The sequence below is a fragment of the Mycolicibacterium vinylchloridicum genome (genome assembly GCF_013404075.1).
In the GTDB taxonomy this organism is placed as follows: Bacteria; Actinomycetota; Actinomycetes; order Mycobacteriales; family Mycobacteriaceae; genus Mycobacterium; species Mycobacterium vinylchloridicum.
Map to the genome: position 1 here is coordinate 20,382 of NZ_JACBJQ010000008.1, position 19,058 is coordinate 39,439.

Annotated in this window: 17 protein-coding genes and 2 riboswitches; of the genes, 4 read left to right on the top strand and 13 right to left on the bottom strand. The window is 67.5% G+C overall.

Features of this window, described 5'->3' with window-relative positions; genetic code table 11:
- Positions 1-17: 17 nt before the first annotated feature.
- Together HPC46_RS09075 and HPC46_RS09080 are read left to right on the top strand one after the other, a co-directional pair.
- Positions 18-2,237: a malate synthase G gene (locus HPC46_RS09075; protein ID WP_179468959.1), complete on the top strand. Its 2,220-nt coding sequence runs from the start codon at positions 18-20 to the stop codon at positions 2,235-2,237.
- Between the two features lie 52 nt (positions 2,238-2,289).
- Positions 2,290-4,188 (top strand): substrate-binding domain-containing protein, encoded by a 1,899-nt coding sequence (locus HPC46_RS09080; protein WP_179468961.1) that lies wholly within the window; start codon positions 2,290-2,292, stop codon positions 4,186-4,188.
- On the opposite strand, the gene HPC46_RS09085 is transcribed toward HPC46_RS09080, so the two are convergent.
- Both HPC46_RS09085 and HPC46_RS09090 read right to left on the bottom strand, forming a co-directional pair.
- Entirely contained in the window at positions 4,185-5,054 is an 870-nt protein-coding gene (locus HPC46_RS09085; protein ID WP_407665483.1) for an alpha/beta fold hydrolase, read from the bottom strand. The genes HPC46_RS09080 and HPC46_RS09085 overlap by 4 nt on opposite strands.
- Before the next feature lie 13 nt (positions 5,055-5,067).
- Positions 5,068-5,253: a hypothetical protein gene (locus HPC46_RS09090; RefSeq protein ID WP_179468965.1), complete on the bottom strand. Its 186-nt coding sequence runs from the start codon at positions 5,251-5,253 to the stop codon at positions 5,068-5,070.
- A gap of 82 nt (positions 5,254-5,335) precedes the next feature.
- Between HPC46_RS09090 and HPC46_RS09095 the strand changes: the two genes are divergently transcribed.
- Positions 5,336-5,647 carry a hypothetical protein gene (locus HPC46_RS09095; protein ID WP_179468967.1) on the top strand — a complete coding sequence of 104 codons (312 nt, stop codon included), beginning with the start codon at positions 5,336-5,338 and terminating at the stop codon, positions 5,645-5,647.
- An 18-nt stretch (positions 5,648-5,665) separates the two neighbouring features.
- Here the strand turns inward: HPC46_RS09095 and gcvP are convergent, their stop codons facing one another.
- The 11 genes from gcvP to secA2 form a co-directional block, all read right to left on the bottom strand.
- Positions 5,666-8,509, bottom strand: coding sequence for an aminomethyl-transferring glycine dehydrogenase (gcvP, locus tag HPC46_RS09100; RefSeq protein WP_179468968.1), 2,844 nt, complete (start codon positions 8,507-8,509; stop codon positions 5,666-5,668).
- Positions 8,510-8,551: 42 nt separating this feature from the next.
- Positions 8,552-8,669: riboswitch (glycine riboswitch) on the bottom strand.
- A riboswitch (glycine riboswitch) is annotated at positions 8,670-8,767 on the bottom strand. It abuts the riboswitch before it with no gap.
- Between the two features lie 14 nt (positions 8,768-8,781).
- Complete coding sequence (locus tag HPC46_RS09105) at positions 8,782-9,417, bottom strand: MerR family transcriptional regulator (protein WP_005149172.1); 636 nt, start codon at positions 9,415-9,417, stop codon at positions 8,782-8,784.
- A gap of 238 nt (positions 9,418-9,655) precedes the next feature.
- Positions 9,656-10,150, bottom strand: coding sequence for a bifunctional nuclease family protein (locus tag HPC46_RS09110; RefSeq protein ID WP_005149173.1), 495 nt, complete (start codon positions 10,148-10,150; stop codon positions 9,656-9,658).
- Between the two features lie 49 nt (positions 10,151-10,199).
- Positions 10,200-10,934 carry a transcriptional regulator FtsR gene (ftsR, locus tag HPC46_RS09115; RefSeq protein ID WP_179468970.1) on the bottom strand — a complete coding sequence of 245 codons (735 nt, stop codon included), beginning with the start codon at positions 10,932-10,934 and terminating at the stop codon, positions 10,200-10,202.
- Positions 10,934-11,407, bottom strand: a complete 474-nt coding sequence (gene garA / locus HPC46_RS09120; RefSeq protein ID WP_179468972.1) for a glycogen accumulation regulator GarA — start codon at positions 11,405-11,407, stop codon at positions 10,934-10,936. The genes ftsR and garA overlap by 1 nt, the downstream gene beginning before the upstream one ends.
- A 156-nt stretch (positions 11,408-11,563) precedes the next feature.
- Positions 11,564-11,959 (bottom strand): glycine cleavage system protein GcvH, encoded by a 396-nt coding sequence (gcvH, locus tag HPC46_RS09125; RefSeq protein WP_005149176.1) that lies wholly within the window; start codon positions 11,957-11,959, stop codon positions 11,564-11,566.
- Between the two features lie 22 nt (positions 11,960-11,981).
- Positions 11,982-12,776: a DUF881 domain-containing protein gene (locus HPC46_RS09130; protein ID WP_179468974.1), complete on the bottom strand. Its 795-nt coding sequence runs from the start codon at positions 12,774-12,776 to the stop codon at positions 11,982-11,984.
- 1 nt (position 12,777) lies between these two features.
- Positions 12,778-13,110 carry a small basic family protein gene (locus tag HPC46_RS09135; RefSeq protein WP_005149178.1) on the bottom strand — a complete coding sequence of 111 codons (333 nt, stop codon included), beginning with the start codon at positions 13,108-13,110 and terminating at the stop codon, positions 12,778-12,780.
- A gap of 82 nt (positions 13,111-13,192) precedes the next feature.
- Entirely contained in the window at positions 13,193-14,104 is a 912-nt protein-coding gene (locus tag HPC46_RS09140) for a DUF881 domain-containing protein (RefSeq protein WP_179468976.1), read from the bottom strand.
- Entirely contained in the window at positions 14,091-14,693 is a 603-nt protein-coding gene (locus tag HPC46_RS09145) for a CDP-alcohol phosphatidyltransferase family protein (protein ID WP_179468978.1), read from the bottom strand. The genes HPC46_RS09140 and HPC46_RS09145 overlap by 14 nt, the downstream gene beginning before the upstream one ends.
- Before the next feature lie 9 nt (positions 14,694-14,702).
- The gene (gene secA2 / locus HPC46_RS09150; RefSeq protein WP_218893937.1) at positions 14,703-16,982 is read right to left on the bottom strand and encodes an accessory Sec system translocase SecA2; all 2,280 of its coding nucleotides are present in this window, start codon (positions 16,980-16,982) and stop codon (positions 14,703-14,705) included.
- Positions 16,983-17,154: 172 nt separating this feature from the next.
- Between secA2 and HPC46_RS09155 the strand changes: the two genes are divergently transcribed.
- Positions 17,155-19,047: an ABC transporter ATP-binding protein/permease gene (locus HPC46_RS09155; protein ID WP_179468981.1), complete on the top strand. Its 1,893-nt coding sequence runs from the start codon at positions 17,155-17,157 to the stop codon at positions 19,045-19,047.
- The last annotated feature ends 11 nt before the right edge of the window (positions 19,048-19,058 follow it).

Below are 19,058 nucleotides of genomic sequence, written 5' to 3' on the forward strand. Positions count from 1 at the left end.
GTCGTGAGGGAGGACAGATGACCCAACGCGTGTCCGTCGGCAACCTGCGTGTGGCGCAGACGTTGTACGACTTCATCACCAACGAGGCGCTGCCCGGGACCGGGATCGACCCCGATAGTTTCTGGGCCGGCGTGGACAAGGTCGTCGCCGACCTCACCCCGCAGAACCAGGACCTGCTCGCCCGCCGCGACGAGTTGCAGGCCCAGATCGACAGGTGGCACCGGCAGCGGATCATCGGCGGTATCGACGCCGGCGAATACCAGCAGTTCCTCACCGACATCGGCTACCTGACGCCCGAGCCCGCGGACTTCACGATCACCACCTCCGGTGTGGATGACGAGATCACCACCACGGCCGGCCCGCAGCTGGTGGTCCCGATCCTCAACGCCCGCTTCGCGCTGAATGCCGCGAACGCCCGCTGGGGATCGCTGTACGACGCGCTCTACGGCACCGATGTCATCAGCTCCGAGGGCGGTGCCGAACCGGGCGGCAGCTACAACAAGATTCGTGGTGACAGGGTCATCGCCTACGCCCGGGACTTCCTCGACAAAGCGGTTCCGCTGGCGTCGGGGTCATGGGCCGACGCGACCGGCATCAGCGTCGCCGACGGCGCCCTCGAGATCGCCCTCGGCGACGAGTCCACCGTGCTGGCCAGCCCGGAGAAGTTCGTGGGCTACACCGGTGAACTCGGCGAACCCGCCTGGTCGGTGCTGCTGGTCAACAACGGCCTGCACATCGAGGTCCTGATCGACCCGGAGTCCCCCATCGGCAAGACCGATCGGGCCGGCGTCAAGGACGTGGTGCTGGAGTCGGCGATCACCACGATCATGGACTTCGAAGACTCGGTGGCCGCCGTCGACGCCGACGACAAGGTGCTCGGTTACCGCAACTGGCTGGGCCTGAACCGGGGCGATCTGTCCGAAGAAGTCAGCAAGGGCGGCAAGACCTTCACCCGGGTGCTCAACGACGACCGCACCTACAAGACGCCGGACGAAGGTGCACTCACGCTGCCCGGGCGCAGCCTGCTGTTCGTCCGCAACGTCGGTCACCTGATGACCAACGATGCGATCGTCGACGCTGACGGCAACGAGATCTACGAAGGTATCCAGGACGCCCTGTTCACCAGCCTGATCGCGACCCACGGCCTGAAGGCCGAGGACGGCAGCCCCCGGCAGAACAGCCGGACCGGCTCGATCTACATCGTCAAGCCGAAGATGCACGGCCCCGATGAGGTGGCCTTCACCTGCGAGCTGTTCAGCCGCGTCGAGGACGTGCTCGGCCTGCCGCAGAACACGATCAAGGTCGGCATCATGGACGAGGAGCGCCGTACGTCGGCGAACCTCAAGGCTTGCGTCAAGGCCGCCGCCGACCGGGTGGCGTTCATCAACACCGGCTTCCTGGACCGCACCGGCGACGAGATTCACACCTCGATGGAAGCCGGCCCGATGATCCGCAAGGGCGCCATGAAGACCCAGCCGTGGATCCTGGCCTACGAAGACCAGAACGTCGATGTCGGCCTGGCCACCGGGTTCTCCGGCCGGGCCCAGATCGGCAAGGGCATGTGGGCCATGACCGATCTGATGGCACAGATGGTCGAGCAGAAGATCGGTCAGCCCAAGGCCGGTGCCACCACCGCCTGGGTGCCGTCCCCGACGGCAGCGACCCTGCACGCCATGCACTACCACTATGTCGACGTCTACGAGGTGCACAAGGAGCTGGCCGGCCAGGGTTCCGGAGGGCAGGAGCGAAGCGACCGGGGAACGGCTAGGACCACCCTCGACGACTTGCTGACGATCCCGCTGGCTGCCGAGCTGGCCTGGTCGCCGGAGGAGATCCACGAAGAGGTCGACAACAACTGCCAGTCGATCCTCGGCTACGTGGTGCGCTGGATCGACGCCGGTGTCGGCTGCTCGAAGGTGCCCGACATCCACGATGTCGCGCTGATGGAAGACCGTGCCACACTGCGGATTTCCAGCCAGCTGCTGGCGAACTGGTTGCGCCACGGGGTCATCACCGACGACGACGTGCGCGAGAGCCTGCGCCGGATGGCCGCGGTGGTCGACGAGCAGAACGCGTCCGATCCTGATTTCAAGCCGATGGCGACGGACCCGGACAACAGCATCGCCTTCCAGGCTGCTCAGGAGCTGATCCTGGCCGGCGCCGCGCAGCCCAACGGCTACACCGAGCCGATCCTGCATCGGCGCCGCCGGGAGTACAAGGCCGCTACCAGCGCCTGAAACGTAAGCCTGCACCGCACGACCGTTAGACGAAAGAGGATCAGACACCGACATGGGCAGGCACAGCAGACCCGGTCCCGGGGAGTCTTTCGGCGATCGGGACGAGCCTGCCGGTGTCCCCGACAATCCCACCGCCCGAATCCCCCGGCCCGGTGACGATTTCGCGGCCGGCGAGTCCGGCGATGCGCCCGGCTACGAGCCGTCGCCGCTGACCGATACCGCTCGCCGCCGGGCTGCTGCCTTCGAAGGCGGGCATCGTAGCGAGACGGGCCGGCGCGGGGTGAGCATCGGTGTGATCGCCGCCCTGGTCACCGTTGTCGTGGTCGTCGGCGCGGTGATCCTGTGGCGGTTCTTCGGCGACGCGCTGTCACACCGGTCGACCGACGCCGCCCAGAAGTGCATGGCGGGTGCCGTCAACGTCGGGGTGGTCGCCGATCCGTCGATCGCCGACAACGTCACCAAGTTCGCCGAGAGCTTCAATTCCCAGGTCACCCCGATTGGTGACCGCTGCGTGAAAATGGTCGTGACAGCGGCTGATTCGGATCGCGTGGTCGACGGGTTCGTCTCGAATTGGCCCGGCGATCTCGGCGAGCGGCCGGCGTTGTGGATACCGGCCAGTTCCATCGCCGAGGCGCGGCTTCAGTCCGCGGCCGGCAAGGCGATGGTCAGCGACGCACGCTCGCTGGTCAGCTCGCCGGTGGTGCTCGCGGTGCGCCCGCAGCTCAAAGACGCCCTGGCCCAACAGAGTTGGTCGGCCCTGCCGGGGCTGCAGAACAACCCCACGGCGCTGGACACGCTGAACCTGCCCGGCTGGGGTTCGTTGCGCCTGGCGCTGCCCACCGCCGGCAATGCCGACGCCACCTACCTGGCGGCCGAGGCCGTCGCCTCGACCTCGGCACCGGCCGGCGCGCCGGCGACCTCCGGCCTGGGTGCGGTCAACGCCCTGCTGGCCGGGCAACCCAAGCTCTCCGACAACACCGCTGATGCCGCGTGGCAGGCGCTGCTCGGCGCCGGGGATCCTGGCAGTGCTCCCGTCCACGCTGTGGCGACCACCGAGCAGCAGCTGTTCAGTCGTGCGTCGGCGCCGGAGGCCAAGAACAGCGTCGCCGAATGGTTGCCGTCGGGTCCGGTCGCCACGGCCGACTACCCCACCGTGCTGCTGTCCGGGAACTGGCTGTCCAGCGAACAGGTCAGTGCCGCCAGTGAATTCGCCCGGTTCATGCGCAAACCCGAGCAGCTGAGCACGCTGGCGAAGGCCGGTTTCCGGGCCGAGGGCACCGCCTCGCCGGGCAACGACGTCGTCAGCTTCCCGCAGTTGGGCAGCCCGCTGTCCGTCGGCGACGAGTCGGTGCGCGCCACCCTGGCCGCCGCGGTGTCGTCGCCCGCCACCGGGTCGACCACCACGATCATGCTGAACCAGGCGATGAGCGCCGACGAGGGCGGCAAGTCGCGGCTGGCCAATGTGGTCACCGCCTTGACCAACCGGATCGGGGCTCTGCCGCCGAGCGCCGCCGTCGGGCTGTGGACGTTCAATGGGGTCGAGGGCAAGTCTGCGGTTCCCTTGGGGCCGGTGTCCGATCAGGCGGCCGCGTTGACCGGCACGCTGACCGGTTTGTCGCCGTCGGGCAGCGGCGCGGTGTCGTTCACCACATTGCGGCTGGCCTACGGTGACGCGCTGGCCAACTTCCGCGAGGGACAGTCCAATTCGCTGCTGGTGATCACCCAGGGGCCGCACACCGACCAGACGCTGGACGGCCCGGGGCTGGTGTCCTACGTCAAGTCTGCGGTCGACCCCGCCAAGCCGGTGGCGATCAACGTCATCGATCTCGGCGACGACTCCGACCGCGCGACGTGGGAGGCGGTCGCACAGGCTTCGGGTGGCACGTATCAGAACGTGGCGTCGTCGGATTCGCCGGACCTGGCCGGCGCGGTCACCGAGCTGTTGTCCTAATCGAGCTGCAATAACCGTAGTGCGCCGGCGGTGAACTCGTCGGGCACCTCGATCTGCGGGTAATGCCCGATCCCCGGCAGCTCGATCACCTCGGCGCCAGGCCGCAGCTCCCGCAGACCGGCCAGCACGTTGACGGTGGCGACGGGATCGCCGGTGGCCCACAGAAATCCCAGCGGCTTGTCCCAGTCGCGCACCGCACCATGCCAGCGTTGGGCGAACCGCACCCGCTCGTTGAGATAGGCGCACAACAGGTTGATGATGCGGTGGCCGTTGTCGCGCGCCATCAGCGCCCACTGGGCCGCCGCCTCGTCGGCGGACAGCGGGTGTTCGGCGCTGAACAGTGTGGCGAAGCCGCGCAGGAAGCCCTTCTTGTTGGTGAGCCTGGCGAGGAGGGGGCCGAACGGACCGCGCAGGATCTTCTGGCTGGGCCGCAGGCTGGCCCGCTCGATGATCACGCTGCCGTTGGTGAGCACGGCGCGCTGGATCTCGAACGGCAGCGCGCCGGAGACGTCGCGGGCCAGCAGTTCGGTGGTCACCGAGGTACCCATGTCATGCGCCAGCATCACCACCGGGCCGGGTGCGACGTCGGCGACCACCTGCGCGACGATATCGGCCTGCTCCAACAGGCTGTAGCGATGCGGGCGGGGTTTGTCGGACAATCCGAAGCCCAAGAAGTCCAGGGTCAGCCAGGCGCGGTCGCCGAGACGTCCGACGACACCGCGGAAGTCGTAGGAACTGGACGGAAAACCGTGCAGGAGAAGGACAGTCGGGCCGCTACCTGGTTGGGACCGGACGAAGACGTTGCCCGCGCTGGTGGACAGCATCCGTCCACCCTCTTGCCACTGACGAACGCCGGCAGGCAGCACGGGTGCGACGCTATCAGTCGTCGTGGTTGTCGACGTCGTCCCGCCGGCGTTTGCGTGACTGCACGAAGGCGATCACGCCACCAACGGCCAAGCCGGCGATTCCTGCGTACAGGATTGGTCGCGGAATGCCCGAACCAGCGGATTCCGCCGCCGCGGCGGCCACTGGACTCGTCGATAGAAACCACGTCGTGAGAGTCACCGGGCTCCTTCCGCTACGCCCACAAGCAGGCTCGAGTCTACGTTTGCGTAACACCCGGCTGCTTACCTGCGACAATGACGACATGTCGAAAAAATCTGCAGCGATTCTGCTGAGCGTGGCCGCACTGTCGGCAATCCCCGCGGCGATCGCGCCGGTGGCCCAAGCCGATATCTGCGGCGATGTCGGTGGCCGGCACGTGACCGTCGGCGGGTGCACCCCGGGTATCGCCGGCGACGCCATCGACGCGGCGGTTGCCGGCGACTGGGTGCGCTACGGCTTCCCGGAGAACTACGCGTACTCCCTGGTTCCCTCGTTCCCGGGAGAGGCGCCGTGCATTTCACCGACCGGGCTGCAGTACTACACACCCGGCGCGGAGCCCTGCTACGCCCCCTAGCGTCTGCCTGATCGTGGGCTAGGCGAACGCCTCCACCGGCGGGCACGAGCACACCAGATTGCGGTCGCCGTACGCGCCGTCGATGCGCCGCACGGGCACCCACACCTTCGGGCGGAACCTCTTGCCCAACGGGTAAGCGGCCTGTTCGCGGGTGTACGGGTGGGTCCACCCGTCGACCAGCAGGCACTCGGCGGTATGCGGCGCACCCCGCAGCGGATTGTCGTCGGCGGGCCACTCGCCGGAGCCGACCTTGTCGATCTCGGCGCGAATGGCGATCATCGCGTCACAGAACGCGTCCACCTCGGCCAGGCTCTCGCTTTCGGTCGGCTCCACCATCAGCGTTCCCGCAACCGGGAAGCTCATCGTCGGCGCGTGAAAACCGAAGTCCGCCAAGCGCTTCGCCACATCGTCGACGGTGACCCCGGTGGCCTTGGTGATCCCCCGCAGATCGAGGATGCACTCGTGGGCCACCATGCCGTTCTCGCCGGTGTAGAGCACCGGGTAGTACTCGTCGAGGCGTCGTGCGATGTAGTTGGCCGACGCGATCGCCGTCAGCGTCGCGTTGCGCAGGCCGTCGCCGCCCATCATCCGGATGTAGGCCCAGGTGATCGGCAGGATCGATGCCGACCCGTACGGCGCGGCCGACACCGGATGCCCCTTCGGTAGCTCCTCGGCCAGTGGGTGCCCCGGCAGGAACGCGGCCAGATGCGAACGCACCGCCACCGGTCCGACACCGGGACCGCCGCCACCGTGCGGGATGCAGAACGTCTTGTGCAGGTTCAGGTGGCTGACGTCGCCACCGAACTTGCCCGGCCGGGCCAGCCCGACCAGAGCGTTGAGGTTGGCGCCGTCGATGTAGACCTGCCCGCCGGCGTCGTGCACCGCCGCACAGACATCGGCGATCTCGTGCTCGTAGACCCCGTGGGTGGACGGGTAGGTGATCATGATCGCGGCCAGCCGCTCGGCGTGCTCGGCGACCTTGGCGCGCAGGTCGTCCACGTCGACGTCACCGTTCTCCCGGCAGGCCACCACGACCACCCGCATCCCGACCATGGCCGCGGACGCGGCATTGGTGCCGTGCGCGCTGGACGGGATCAGGCACACGTCGCGGCCGCTGTCACCGCGGCTCACGTGGTAGTCGCGGATGGCCAGCAGGCCCGCGTACTCGCCCTGCGATCCGGCGTTGGGCTGCAACGAGATTGCGTCGTATCCGGTCAGCCCGGTCAGCCAGTTCTCCAGATCGGCGATCAGCTTACGCAGCCCCGGGGTGTCGCCGGCCGGGGCGAACGGGTGCTGACGGCCGAACTCGGGCCAGGTGATCGACTCCATCTCGGCGGCCGCATTGAGCTTCATCGTGCACGAGCCCAGCGGAATCATGGTGCGGTCCAGCGCGATGTCCTTGTCGGCCAGCATGCGCAGATAGCGCATCATCTCGGTCTCGGTGCGGTAGCGGTGGAACGCCGGATGGGTGAGGAATACACTTGTCCGCGAATCGATCTCAGGGCCAGCGTAGCTCTCGGCTGGCGATGCGCCGAACGACTCCAGAACCAGTGCGACGTGCGCGGCCGTGGTGGCCTCGTCGCAGCTGATCGACACGTGGTCGGCGTCGACCCGCCAGATGTTGATGCCGCGGCCCTTGGCTTCGGCCTGCACCGCGGCCGCCCGGTTCGGGACGTGCACCAGCACGGTGTCGAAGAAGCTGTCGTGCACCACATCGATGCCCGCCGCACCCAGGCCGGCGGCCAGCGAACGGGCGTGACCATGCACCCGCCGGGCGATCCCGGTCAGTCCATCGGGGCCGTGATAGCTGGCGTACATCGCCGCGATCACCGCCAGAAGAACCTGGGCGGTGCAGATATTGGAGGTTGCCTTGTCCCGGCGGATGTGCTGTTCGCGAGTCTGCAGCGAAAGGCGGTAGGCCGGTGTGCCATCTGCATCCACTGACACTCCCACCAACCGGCCGGGCAGCTGGCGGGCGTGCTTGGAGTGCACCGCCAGATAGCCGGCGTGCGGTCCGCCGAATCCCATTGGTACACCGAATCTCTGGGCACTGCCGAAGGCCACGTCGGCACCGAACTCCCCCGGCGGCGAGATCAGCGTCATGGCCAGCAGGTCGGCGCCAACGGCCACCAGCGCACCCCGCTCGTGCGCCGTCTCCACCAGCTTCGACCAGTCGGTCACCCGGCCACTGGCACCGGGCAATTGGACGATGACACCGAAGAACTCACCGTCGGGCAGGCCGCCCCGCAGGTCGGCGGTGACGATCTCGATGCCCAGCGGCTCGGCGCGGGTCGCCAGGATGGCGGCGGTCTGGGGGAACAAGTCGTCGTCGACGGCCAGGCGGTTCGCCGACCCGCGTGTCGCGCGGTGCATCAGCGTCATCGCCTCGGCGGCGGCGGTGGCCTCGTCGAGCATCGAGGCGTTGGCCAGGTCCAGCCCGGTGAGGTCGGCGATCATGGTCTGGAAATTCAGCAGCGCCTCCAGCCGGCCCTGGCTGATCTCCGGCTGGTACGGCGTGTAGGCGGTGTACCAGGCCGGGTTCTCCAGGATGTTGCGCAGCAGCACCGGCGGGGTCAGCGTGTCGTAGTAGCCCTGCCCGATCATCGACACGGCGACGGTGTTGGTGTCGGCCAGTGCCCGTAACTCGGCCAGCGCCTCGTGCTCGCTGACCGCGGCGGGCAGCTGATCCAGGCCGGGCGCCAGTCCGTCGGCGGCCAGCGCGTCGAGGATGCCGGCCGGCAGCGCCTTGGCGGCCAGATCGTCGAGCGAGGTGACGCCGATGACGTCGAGCATGGTGGCCTTCGCCGCAGAATCCGGTCCGATATGACGATCGGCAAACGTGGGCTGGGTGTGGTTGGTCACGGGAATGGCTCCTGACTCGGGCGGACGCAGCCGTCAGCGGCGTCCTCTCCCTCTGTCGTCCACCCGGACCGGGCGCCTGAGAGATTCGGCGTTACGCCTTTCCCCATGGGCGGGTGATCTCGTTGAGAAAAATCCGAGTCACCGCTTTCCAGAGGCATCGTGGCCGCGCGCGGTCCTGGGGCCTGAGAGGTTGACGGAGAGGTGTTGCTCCTTCGGCGTCCGTGACTGGCTGCCACGAAGCTCTCCCGCGCGAGGGCGATACGCCGCTGAGTCTAGCCGATCTTGCGGTCGCGGCTCTTGCGCCGCGAGGCCAGCTCGTCTTCGGGCGAGGCGATCGATTCGCCGCCGTCGGCACGCTCGCCCGGGAAGTCGGCGATGGCGCCGGACAGTTCCCGCATCGCGCCGCTGACCGCGATGCCGAACACGCCCTGTCCGCCCTGCAGCAGGTCGACGACCTCTTCGGCGGAGGTGCACTCGTAGACCGTTGTGCCGTCAGAGAACAGCGTGATGTTGGCCAGATCCTGTACGCCCCGCTGGCGCAGATGATCGACGGCAACGCGGATGTTGTGCAACGAGATGCCGGTGTCTAGGAGCCGCTTCACGATCTTGAGGACCAGGATGTCCTTGAATGAATACAGCCGCTGGCTGCCGGAGCCGGCCGCTCCTCTGATCGACGGCACCACCAGCGAGGTGCGGGCCCAGTAGTCCAACTGCCGGTAGGTGATCCCAGCGATCTGGCAGGCGCTCGGGCCGCGGTAGCCGACGAGTTCGTCGGGCACCGAATCATCGGGGAACAGACCCGGCTGCACCGGCTCACCGACGGGCATAGCCGCCGCGGAGTCCGCTTCGAAGCGACCTTCGGAAGTGCCAGCAAGGTCCAGCTGTCCCTGACGTGGCTGCTCGCCCACGATGCGTCCTCTCGCCGTTCGAAACTATGGCCCGCTGACCGCTCCACCAACCGCGTTTGCCCATGTCGAGTCCATCGAGCATACGCTTCTCGACGGGCAGTCGTGCTCGTCGTCGTAAGGAAAGTATGGCTGCCCTTGCGCGCGCTCCCCGTCATCCGCCGCGCGTGTCGAACCGCTGCCGGCCAAGTGATACGCGTCCGTGATCTTGGCGTTCACCGGGCAGGTCGGGGGTACCCGGTCAGGTCGCCTTGAAATCGTCCGGCGACACGCTGTCGAGAAACTCCTTGAACTTCTCGACCTCGTCCTCCCGTACGGCGCCGGAGGGTTCTTCGTCGTTCTCGTCGGGAATCAGCAGGCCGGCCTCGGCCAGCACGGCTTCTTCCACGTAGATCGGCACACCCATCCGCAGCGCGATCGCCACCGAGTCCGACGGGCGCGCCGAGACCTTGATGTCGCGGTCGAAGATCAGGTCGGCGTAGAAGGTGCCTTCCCGCAAGTCCACGATGCGCACCTCTTTGAGTGAATGCCCAAGCGCGCCAATGAGATCTCGGATCAGGTCATGAGTGAGCGGACGTTGGTGCTCGACGCCCTGCTGCTCGAGTGCGATCGCGGTGGCTTCCGGCTGGCCGATCCAGATGGGCAGGTAGCGGTCTCCGTTGGATTCGCGCAGCAATAGAACCGGCTGGTTCTGGGGCTGCTCGACTCGAATGCCAACCACACGAACCTCACCCATCTGTGCCTGACCTCCGCGCTGGTTGTGCCGCTCTGAACGAGTCTAGTCCTCAGCGGTCGAGAACGTCTCGTACAGCGGACTTGATCAGCGATGTGTGCAATGTGATCGCCAGAGCCGCGACCTCGCGCGCCAAGTCGTCGGCGCGGTCGCGAGCACCGGTTTTCGACGCCTTGCCCACCGGGCCTGCGATCTGTGCGATGAGGTCGGATTGCCGGTCGGCCGCCGACCGGAACGCCCGTAGATGCCGCGGTTCGACGCCGTACTCCCCCAATGCCCGCGCGCACTGGGCGATGACCACCGAATGCTCGTCGAACAATCCACCGGGACCGGTGGTGATCACGCCTGCCTTGCACAACGCGACCACCAGTTCCTCGCCGACCCCGGACCGCTCCAGCAGATCCTCCCGGCTCAACCGGACCTGGGTGCGGGCGACATCACCCGCGTCGTCGGCGGCGAGCCCGTCCGACACCGTCACCAAACGTGGTACGGCGTAAGGCGATCCGACGTGCGGGAGTTCGCCGTCGGGCTGAGCGTCGAGCTGTGCCTTGATGACCTTCAGCGGCAGGTAGTGATCGCGCTGCGCGGTCAGGATGAACCGCAACCGCGCGCAGTCGTACGCGGTGAACCGCCGATACCCCGATGCACTGCGCTCCGGCGTGACGAGACCCTCGGCTTCCAAGAACCGGATCTTGGAGATCGTCACGTCCGGGAAGTCCGGTCGCAGCAGGTCCAGGACCGCTCCGATAGACATCCCGGCAAGCGCGGGACTATCGGGGGCGGTCACTAGCTTCCTGGACCGCCTTCGTCGTCGGACGGCTTCGGTCCGGTGAGGAACACCAGCCGGAACTTGCCGATCTGGACCTCGTCGCCGTTGGCCAGCGTGGCCGAGTCGACGGGTTCCCGGTTGACGTAGGTGCCGTTGAGGCTGCCGACATCGACGACCTGGAATTCGTTGCCGTCCAACCGGAACTCGGCATGCCGACGGCTGACGGTCACGTCATCGAGGAAGATGTCGGAGTCCGGATGGCGGCCGGCCGACGTCGTCGGCTGGTCGAGCAGGAACCGCGAGCCCGCATTCGGCCCACGCTTGACGACCAGCAGCGCCGAGCCGACCGGGAGGCCCTCGACCCCGGACACCGCGCTCTCGCCGCTGGTGGTAGCCGGGGCGTCCAGCTCGTTGAGGAAGTCGGCGCGGAAGACGGACGTCGTCTCCACGGTGACTTCTTCAGACGTCTCTTTCTGGTCCTTGTCCGTCACCCGCTGCTCCTCACTGGCTGCCGTGGCGATACTTGGCGGGGTGCCCGCACAAGGCGCCCGTCCGCCTCCACCATCACTTACGTCGACCGTACCGCGCGGTGGTCGTCGTTGTGCCCACCACCGCCGGATCGGTGGTTGGCAGGCACCCTAACAATGTCATTCGGTCACTGTGGCCGCATAGGCGTCCGCATCGAGCAACGCCGCCAACCCCTGGTCGAGGGTATCGCCGTCGACCTGCAACTCCAACAGCCACCCCTGGCCGTAGGGATCGGAGTTCACCAGCCCGGGGTTTGCTTCCAGATCGCCGTTGACCGCAATCACTTTGGCGCTGACGGGGGCGTAGAGATCCGAGACCGACTTCGTCGACTCGACTTCGCCGAACGACTCACCTGCGGTGACATCGCTGCCGACGTCGGGTAGCTGGACGTACACCACATCGCCCAGCGAGGACTGCGCGAAGTCGGTGATGCCGACGCGCACGGTGTCGCCGCCGGTGCGCCGCACCCACTCGTGCTCGGCGGTGTAGCGCAGGTCGGCTGGGATTTCGCTCACGGTGCTCCTCGGTGTGTGACGCTCATTTGACGGGCTGAGCGTATTGGCGGGGTTTCGGTTGCCGCAAGGTGGTGATCACCACCCGGTCGGACTGCGCGACGGTCATTTGCCCGCCCACCCGCTCGACGCTGTCGACGGCGCCGCCCGGGATGTTCATCGCCGCGGCCAGGGTGGGTGGATCCCCAATGGCCAGAACAGAATACGGCGGGCTCAACGTTTGCGTATCGATCTCCAGTGCGCCGGGGGCACCAACCACCCAGCTGTCCACCCCGATCCGCACTGCCCGTTGCCCGGAGCGGATCTCCATCGCCTCGGCCCCCGCGGCGCGCAGTTCGTTGATGACGTCGAGCATGGTTTCGGGTGCGACGCCGGGCCCCGGATCGTCGATCGTGATGCTCACCCCCGGCCCGCTGGCGCCGACGGTGCCGATCAGGATCGACAGCGCGGCCAGACGGGCCTGGGCGTTCTGGATGGCCGCCTGGTCGCTGCTGCCCGCGGTCTGCATCGCCGCGAGATTTCGCTGCAGCTCGGCCACCTCGGTGTTGAGCGCGGCTTCGCGCTGCTGCAACGAGCCCAGCAGGACCAGCAGATCGGCCGGGCGCGCGGTGTCCAGTGCGTCGCCGGTCTCGGTTTGTCGGACCTGGGTGGCGATACCGATGCCGAGCACCAGGCAGAGCAGAACGCCAAGGACACCGAACACCCGCTGGGTGCTGGCGCGCGGCCGCCGCACAGGTGGCGGTGCGGCGCCGGGCAGTTCGTGGCGCCCGTGTTCGGTCGCTGCGTCTTTCTCCGCGTCCGCCCCGGCCTCGTCGGTCATCTCAGGCCCCGAACAACTTGCGCCGCAGCGCCGCGGCATTGCCGAAGATACGGATACCGAGCACGACGATGATCGCCGTGGAGAGCTGGGTGCCCACGCCCAGCTGATCGCCGACGTAGACGATCAGCGCGGCGACGAGCACGTTGAAGACGAATGACACCACGAAGACCTTGGGGTCGAAGATCTTCTCCAGGTAGGCCCGCAAGCCGCCGAACACCGCGTCCAGCGCGGCGACGACGGCGATCGGCAGGTAGGGCTGGATGACCTCGGGGACACTGGGGTGCAACACCAGTCCCAGCACGATGCCGACGACGAGTGCGGCGATTCCGATCATGTGCCTCCCAATTCCCCGTGTCGCTCCGCTCTCCCCCTGGCCTTCGGCGGGGCGGTACCCCCAGTCCGCCGAGCCGACCCCCTTACGGCCCGATTTGCTTGGCAAATTTAATCTCTCGTATCGCGCCCGCGGGCAACGACAGGCCGTCGCCGTTGGCGACGCTGACCCCGACGCCGTACGACGCCTCCAACAGCCGAAGCCGCTGCAGGCCGCCGCTATGGTCGAAGGTATCCCGCATGCTGTTCGGCGGTCCCACTGCGAGGATCGTGTACGGGCTGCTGATCGGATGATTGTCGACCAGGATGGCGCCGCCAGCTTGCCGGATCGTCACGTTGGGTCCCATCCGCACACCGCCGACCGAGATCGCTTCGGCCCCACTGGCCCACAGCGAGTTCACCACGAGCTGCAGGTCCCGATCGAGGATGATCTGGCGGCTGCCGGGCACCCGTTGATCGGACACGTCGGACAGGCCCCGGCTCATCCCGGGGTCGGTGACCGTGATCGTCAGGCCGGGGCCGATGACCGCGGTGGTGGCGGCGGCGAGGCTCAGGGCATCGAGCCGGCTGAGCAGGTCGCGCCCGGTCGCGTCGTCGCGCAGCTGACGGCGTTGGATGTCGTCGGCCTGGCTGGCCAGCTCGTCGCGGCGGCGGGTCAGCCGGTCGGTGGTGCCTTCGGCCGACCGCACACTGGCGGCGAGCACCTGCTGGGCGGCGTTGACACCGGGGGCAGTCGATCGCGCCTGCGCCACGGCGGCGGCGAACACCACCGCGATCAGCAGGGCGGACAGTGCCTGCCAGGCGTAGGTCGAGACCGGCCGGCGGGTGCGCCCGGTGCGTTCGCGCTCGGTCGCGGCGGCCGCATACCCGGGATCGAGGTGCTCGGTCAGCAGGGATCGCAGCAGCGACGGCAGCGGGATGCGTGATGCCGCCTGCTGGTCACTACGGAGCCCGGCCAGCGGGTCGTAGCCGCCGAGCGCGCTGTCAGGCGCGGGCATCGCTGACGCCCACCTTCGGCAGCGTGGTCATCACCAGACGCACCTGCAGCAGGTAGAGCACCGCCGACCACAGGTACATGCCGACACCCCAGATCAGAAATCCCCAGCCGCAGGCCCCGACCACCCTGCTCCACAGCGCATCCCACTGCCCCAGCAACACCAGGGGGAAGCCGGACATCAACGCGAACGTCGCGGCCTTGCCGATGTAGGTCACCGGAAGCGCGGTCAAACCGCGGCTGCGCACGATCGGCAGGGTCGCCGCCAGCAGCAGGTCACGGCCGATCAGCGTGATCACCAGCCACCAGGGCACGACATGGGCGAAGCCGAGGCCGAGCGGAACAGCCAGCATGTAGATCCGGTCGACCAGCGGGTCCAGCAGCGCACCCAGCCGTGACGACTGATTGTCCACCAGCCGCGCGATCTTGCCGTCCGCCCAGTCGGAGAACCCGCTGAACATCAGGATCGCGACCGCGAGTGCGTAGGCATGGGTGACCAGCAGCAGGTACAGGAACACCGGCAGCAGGACCAGCCGGATCACCGACAGGCCGTTCGGGATCGTCAGCACCCGATCGTGGGGCGGCTGCGTCATGGACAAAACCTAACGGAAAACCCCGGGCAAGCTCAGCGCAGACAACGTGTCGTCGTTGAGCGGGTTGTCGTGGACCATGTAGGTCCACGTCGAGGTCGGCCGGGCCAGTTTCGACAGGTCCAGGCCCTGCTCTTCCTCCAGGATGTTGGCTGTCTCGAACGTCTGCTGGGCCGCTTCGATTGCGTCGGCGGCCAGATTCGCGAACGCGTCGACGGCCATCCGGTGGAATTCGTCGAGCGGGTTCTGCCTGCCCAGGGCCCGCAGGTGGATGCTCTCCCGGATATCGGCCAGATAGGCGAGGTGGTCGGCCCACCCGCGGTCGAGGTGGAAGAGCATGATCTGGCGGCAGATGATCTCCAGCTGTTCGTCGCTGGACTTCTCGGCCAGTTCTTCGTAGCGGTCCGGGGACAGGTCCTTCAGCTCGTTGCGGGCCGCGGCCGTGCTCAGCAGTGTGTTGCGGCGCTCGACGATGATCGCGCGCTGCTGGGCGATCAGCTGGTTGTAGCGCCAGGTGTTGGCGTGCACGTCGAGCAGCCGGCCCTCGGCGACGCGCTGGGCGTGGTCGAGCAGGGTGCCGGCCTTCGCGCTGATGATCTTCCCGGTGTCGTCGGCTTCGGTGGGCAGCTTGCCCTCGTCGAGGTGCGCGACGACGACGTCGTCCTCCCAGCTGGCGAAGAACACCGACGAGCCCGGGTCGCCCTGGCGTCCGGCACGGCCGCGCAGCTGGTTGTCCAGCCGCTCGGTGCGGTGCCGTCCGGTGCCGATGACGTGCAGGCCGCCGAGTTCGGCGACTTCTTTGCTCGCGGCGTGGTCGTTACTATCGGACCCGCCGAGCCGGATGTCCGTGCCCCGGCCGGCCATCTGGGTGGAGACGGTGACGGTGCCGAGCTTGCCGGCCTCGGCGATGACGGCGGCTTCCTCCTCGTCGTTCTTGGCGTTGAGCACGACGGCCGGGACGCCGCGGCGGATCAGCCGCTCGTGCAGTTCCTCGGATTCGGCGACGTCATGGGTGCCGACCAGGATCGGCTGGCCGGTGGCGTGCACCTCGATGATGTGCTCCATGATCGCCTCGGTCTTGGCCGCTGCGGTGATGTAGACCTGATCGGCGGCGTCTTCACGGATGTTGGGCGCGTTCGACGGGATCGGCGAGACACCGAGCTTGTAGAACTGGCGCAGTTGCTCGCCGGCGGCCAGCGCGGTACCGGTCATGCCGCACACCGTCGGGTAGCGGTTGATCAGCGCCTGCACGGTGATGGTGTCGAGGACCTCGCCGGTCTCGGTGGTCTCGATGCCTTCCTTGGCTTCGACCGCAGCCTGTAGGCCGTCGGGCCAGCGCTGTAGCGAGGCGATCCGGCCGCGGGAGGAGTTGATCAGCTGCACGGCGCCGTCGCGGACGATGTAGTGCACGTCGCGCTGCAGGAGCACGTGCGCGTGCAGGGCGACGTTCACCTCGGTCAGCGTGGTGGTGACGTGCTCTTCGGAGTACAGGTCGATGCCGCCGAGTGCGGCCTCGAGCTTCTTCGCGCCGTCCTCGGTGAGGTGCACGTTGCGGCTGTCGGAGTCGGTGTCGTAGTCGGTGCCTGCAGTCAATTCGCCTACCAGACGGACGATTTCGACCTTCGGGGTCTCGCGGTGCGTGGTGCCGGCCAGCACGAGCGGCACCAGCGCCTCGTCGACCAGAACGGAGTCGGCCTCGTCGATCAGTGCGACGTCGGGGTTGGGCGACACCAGGTCGGCCACATCGGTCACCAGCTGGTCGCGCAGCACGTCGAATCCGATCTCGTTGACCGAGGCGTACGTGACATCGCATTCGTAGGCGGCCCGGCGCTCCTGCGCCGTCGACTCGGCGGTGATCCACCCGACCGTCAGGCCCATCGCCTCGATCAGCGGTCCCATCCATTCGGCATCGCGGCGGGCCAGGTAGTCGTTGATCGTGACGACGTGGACGTTGCGCCCGGCCAGCGCGTAGCCGGCCGCGGCGATGGCACCCGAGAGGGTCTTGCCTTCACCGGTCGCCATCTCGACGACGTCGCCGGCGAGCATGCGCAAGGCGCCCAGCAGCTGGACGTCAAAGGGCCGGAGTCCGGTTGCCCGGTCGGCGGCTTCGCGGGCGATGGCCAGGAACTGCGGGATGTCGGCCGATGCGGCGAGGTCGCCGAGTTCCAGCAGCTTGGCGGCCTTGAGCAGTTGCTCGTCGTCGAGGCCCTGGGCTTTCTCGTCGAACTCGGCGGAGGCCGACACCTCGGCCATCGACTCGGCTTTGGTCTTCTCGGTGCTGGCACCCAGCATCCGCCAGAAGCCCCGGCTGAAGCGGCCGGGTCCGGGACTGCTGCTCTTGCGATCTTTCGCCACGTGACAACGGTACCGGCACCGCAGCGCACATTTCTGGGAGCCATCCACCGCGGATGCGCGCCTACGCCGACCTGCCGGGGTAGGTTCGCCGCAGATCGGAGGTGGGCTCATGAATTCGTCGACGTTCACACCGTCGTTGGACTGGAGCCATGAGCTCCTTCCGTCGCTGCGGTGGATCGTCGAAGTGTTCGCGGCCACCGCGCCGTGCCTGGTCCTCGTGTTGATCGCGCTGGCACGGTTCACCGAGTGGGGCCGTCAGTTCTGGCGGATCACCGGCGGGTATTTCACCGGCAGGCACAGCGTGGCGAACTGGGCGATGCTGGCGGCGATGCTGTTGTCCACCATCATCGCGGTGCGGATCAGCGTCCTGCTGAGTTACCAGTTCAACGACCAGTTCAACGCATTGCAGATCGCCTTCGCGAACCCGGACAGCAATTCCGGGCCGGACGGGTTCTGGTCGGCGATGGTCGTGTTCACCGTCTTGGCAACGTTGCATGTGGTGCGCTATCTGGCCGACCTCTACCTGACCCAACGGTTCATCATGCGCTGGCGGATCTGGTTGAGCTGCAACGTCATCGACGACTGGCTGGACGACGAGGCGTACTACCGAAGCCAATTCTCGCGCGACGCGGTCGACAATCCGGATCAGCGGATCCAACAGGATGTCGACATCTTCACCACCGGCGTCGGGAACCTGTCGAACTTCCCCGCCTACGGCTCCGGGCAGACGCTGCTGTTCGGTGCGGTGTCCTCGGTGCTCTCGGTGTTCTCCTTCGGCGCCATCCTGTGGCAGCTGTCCGGGCCGCTGCACCTATGGGATCTCACCATTCCGCGGGCGCTGTTCTGGATCGTGTTCCTCTACGTCCTCCTCGGCACCGTCGTCGCCTTTGCCATCGGCCGGCCGATGATCCGGCTCAGCTATCTCAACGAGTTGCGCAATGCCGCATTCCGCTACGCGATGGTCCGGCTGCGCGACGCCAGTGCGGCGATCGGCCTATACAAGGGCGAGCGCACCGAACGCCACGTGCTGACTGCTCGCCTGTCGTCGGTGCTCGAGAACTACCGGCGCTGGATGAACCGGATGGTCGTGTTCACCGGCTGGAACCTCTCGGTCAGCCAGGCCATCAATCCGCTCCCGTATATCGTTCAGGCACAACGGCTTTTCGCCGGTCAGATCTCCTTCGGCGGTGTCATGCAGTCGGCGACCGCCTTCCACGTGATTCACGACTCGTTGTCGTTCTTCCGGAACGCCTATGACTCGTTCGCCAGCTATCGCGGGACGACGATCCGGCTGAACGGGCTGGTGGAGGCGAATGCCAGGGCACGGGCGATGACCCCGGCGCCGGTCGTCGACTCCTCCGACGGGGCGGTCGTACTCGAGGATGTCGAGGTCCAAAGCCCCGGCGGCCGCCGGCTGGTGAACAACCTCGACATCCGACTCGAACCGGGCGATTCGCTGCTGATCACCGGCGCATCCGGCATCGGGAAAACGGTGCTGATGCAGAGCATCGCCGGATTGTGGCCGTTCCGCTCGGGTTCGGTCGCGCTGCCCGGCGGGCCGTCGGCGACGATGTTCGTCCCTCAGCTGCCGTATCTGCCGCTGGGCAGTCTGCGCGCTGCCGTCTCCTACCCCAGCGCCGAGGGAGCGGTGGGCGACCGGGAGATTCAAGAGGCACTCGTCAAGGTCGCCCTGTCGCAGCTCGTCCTGCACGTTGGTGAGGTCGACGAGTGGGCCAAGGTGCTCTCGATCGGAGAACAGCAGCGGCTGGCGTTCGCCCGGATTCTGCTCGCCCGGCCGAAAGCCGTCTTCCTGGACGAGTCGACGTCGGCGATGGACGAGGGCCTGGAGTCGATGCTCTACGACCTGTTGTTCCGGGAGCTGCCCGATGCGATCGTGGTCAGCGTCAGCCATCGCGCCACGATCGAGCGGTTCCACCGTCGGCACCTGGAGTTGCTGGGTGACGGTGACTGGCGGATCGAACGCCTGACCGCCTCGACATAGCTACCTCGGAC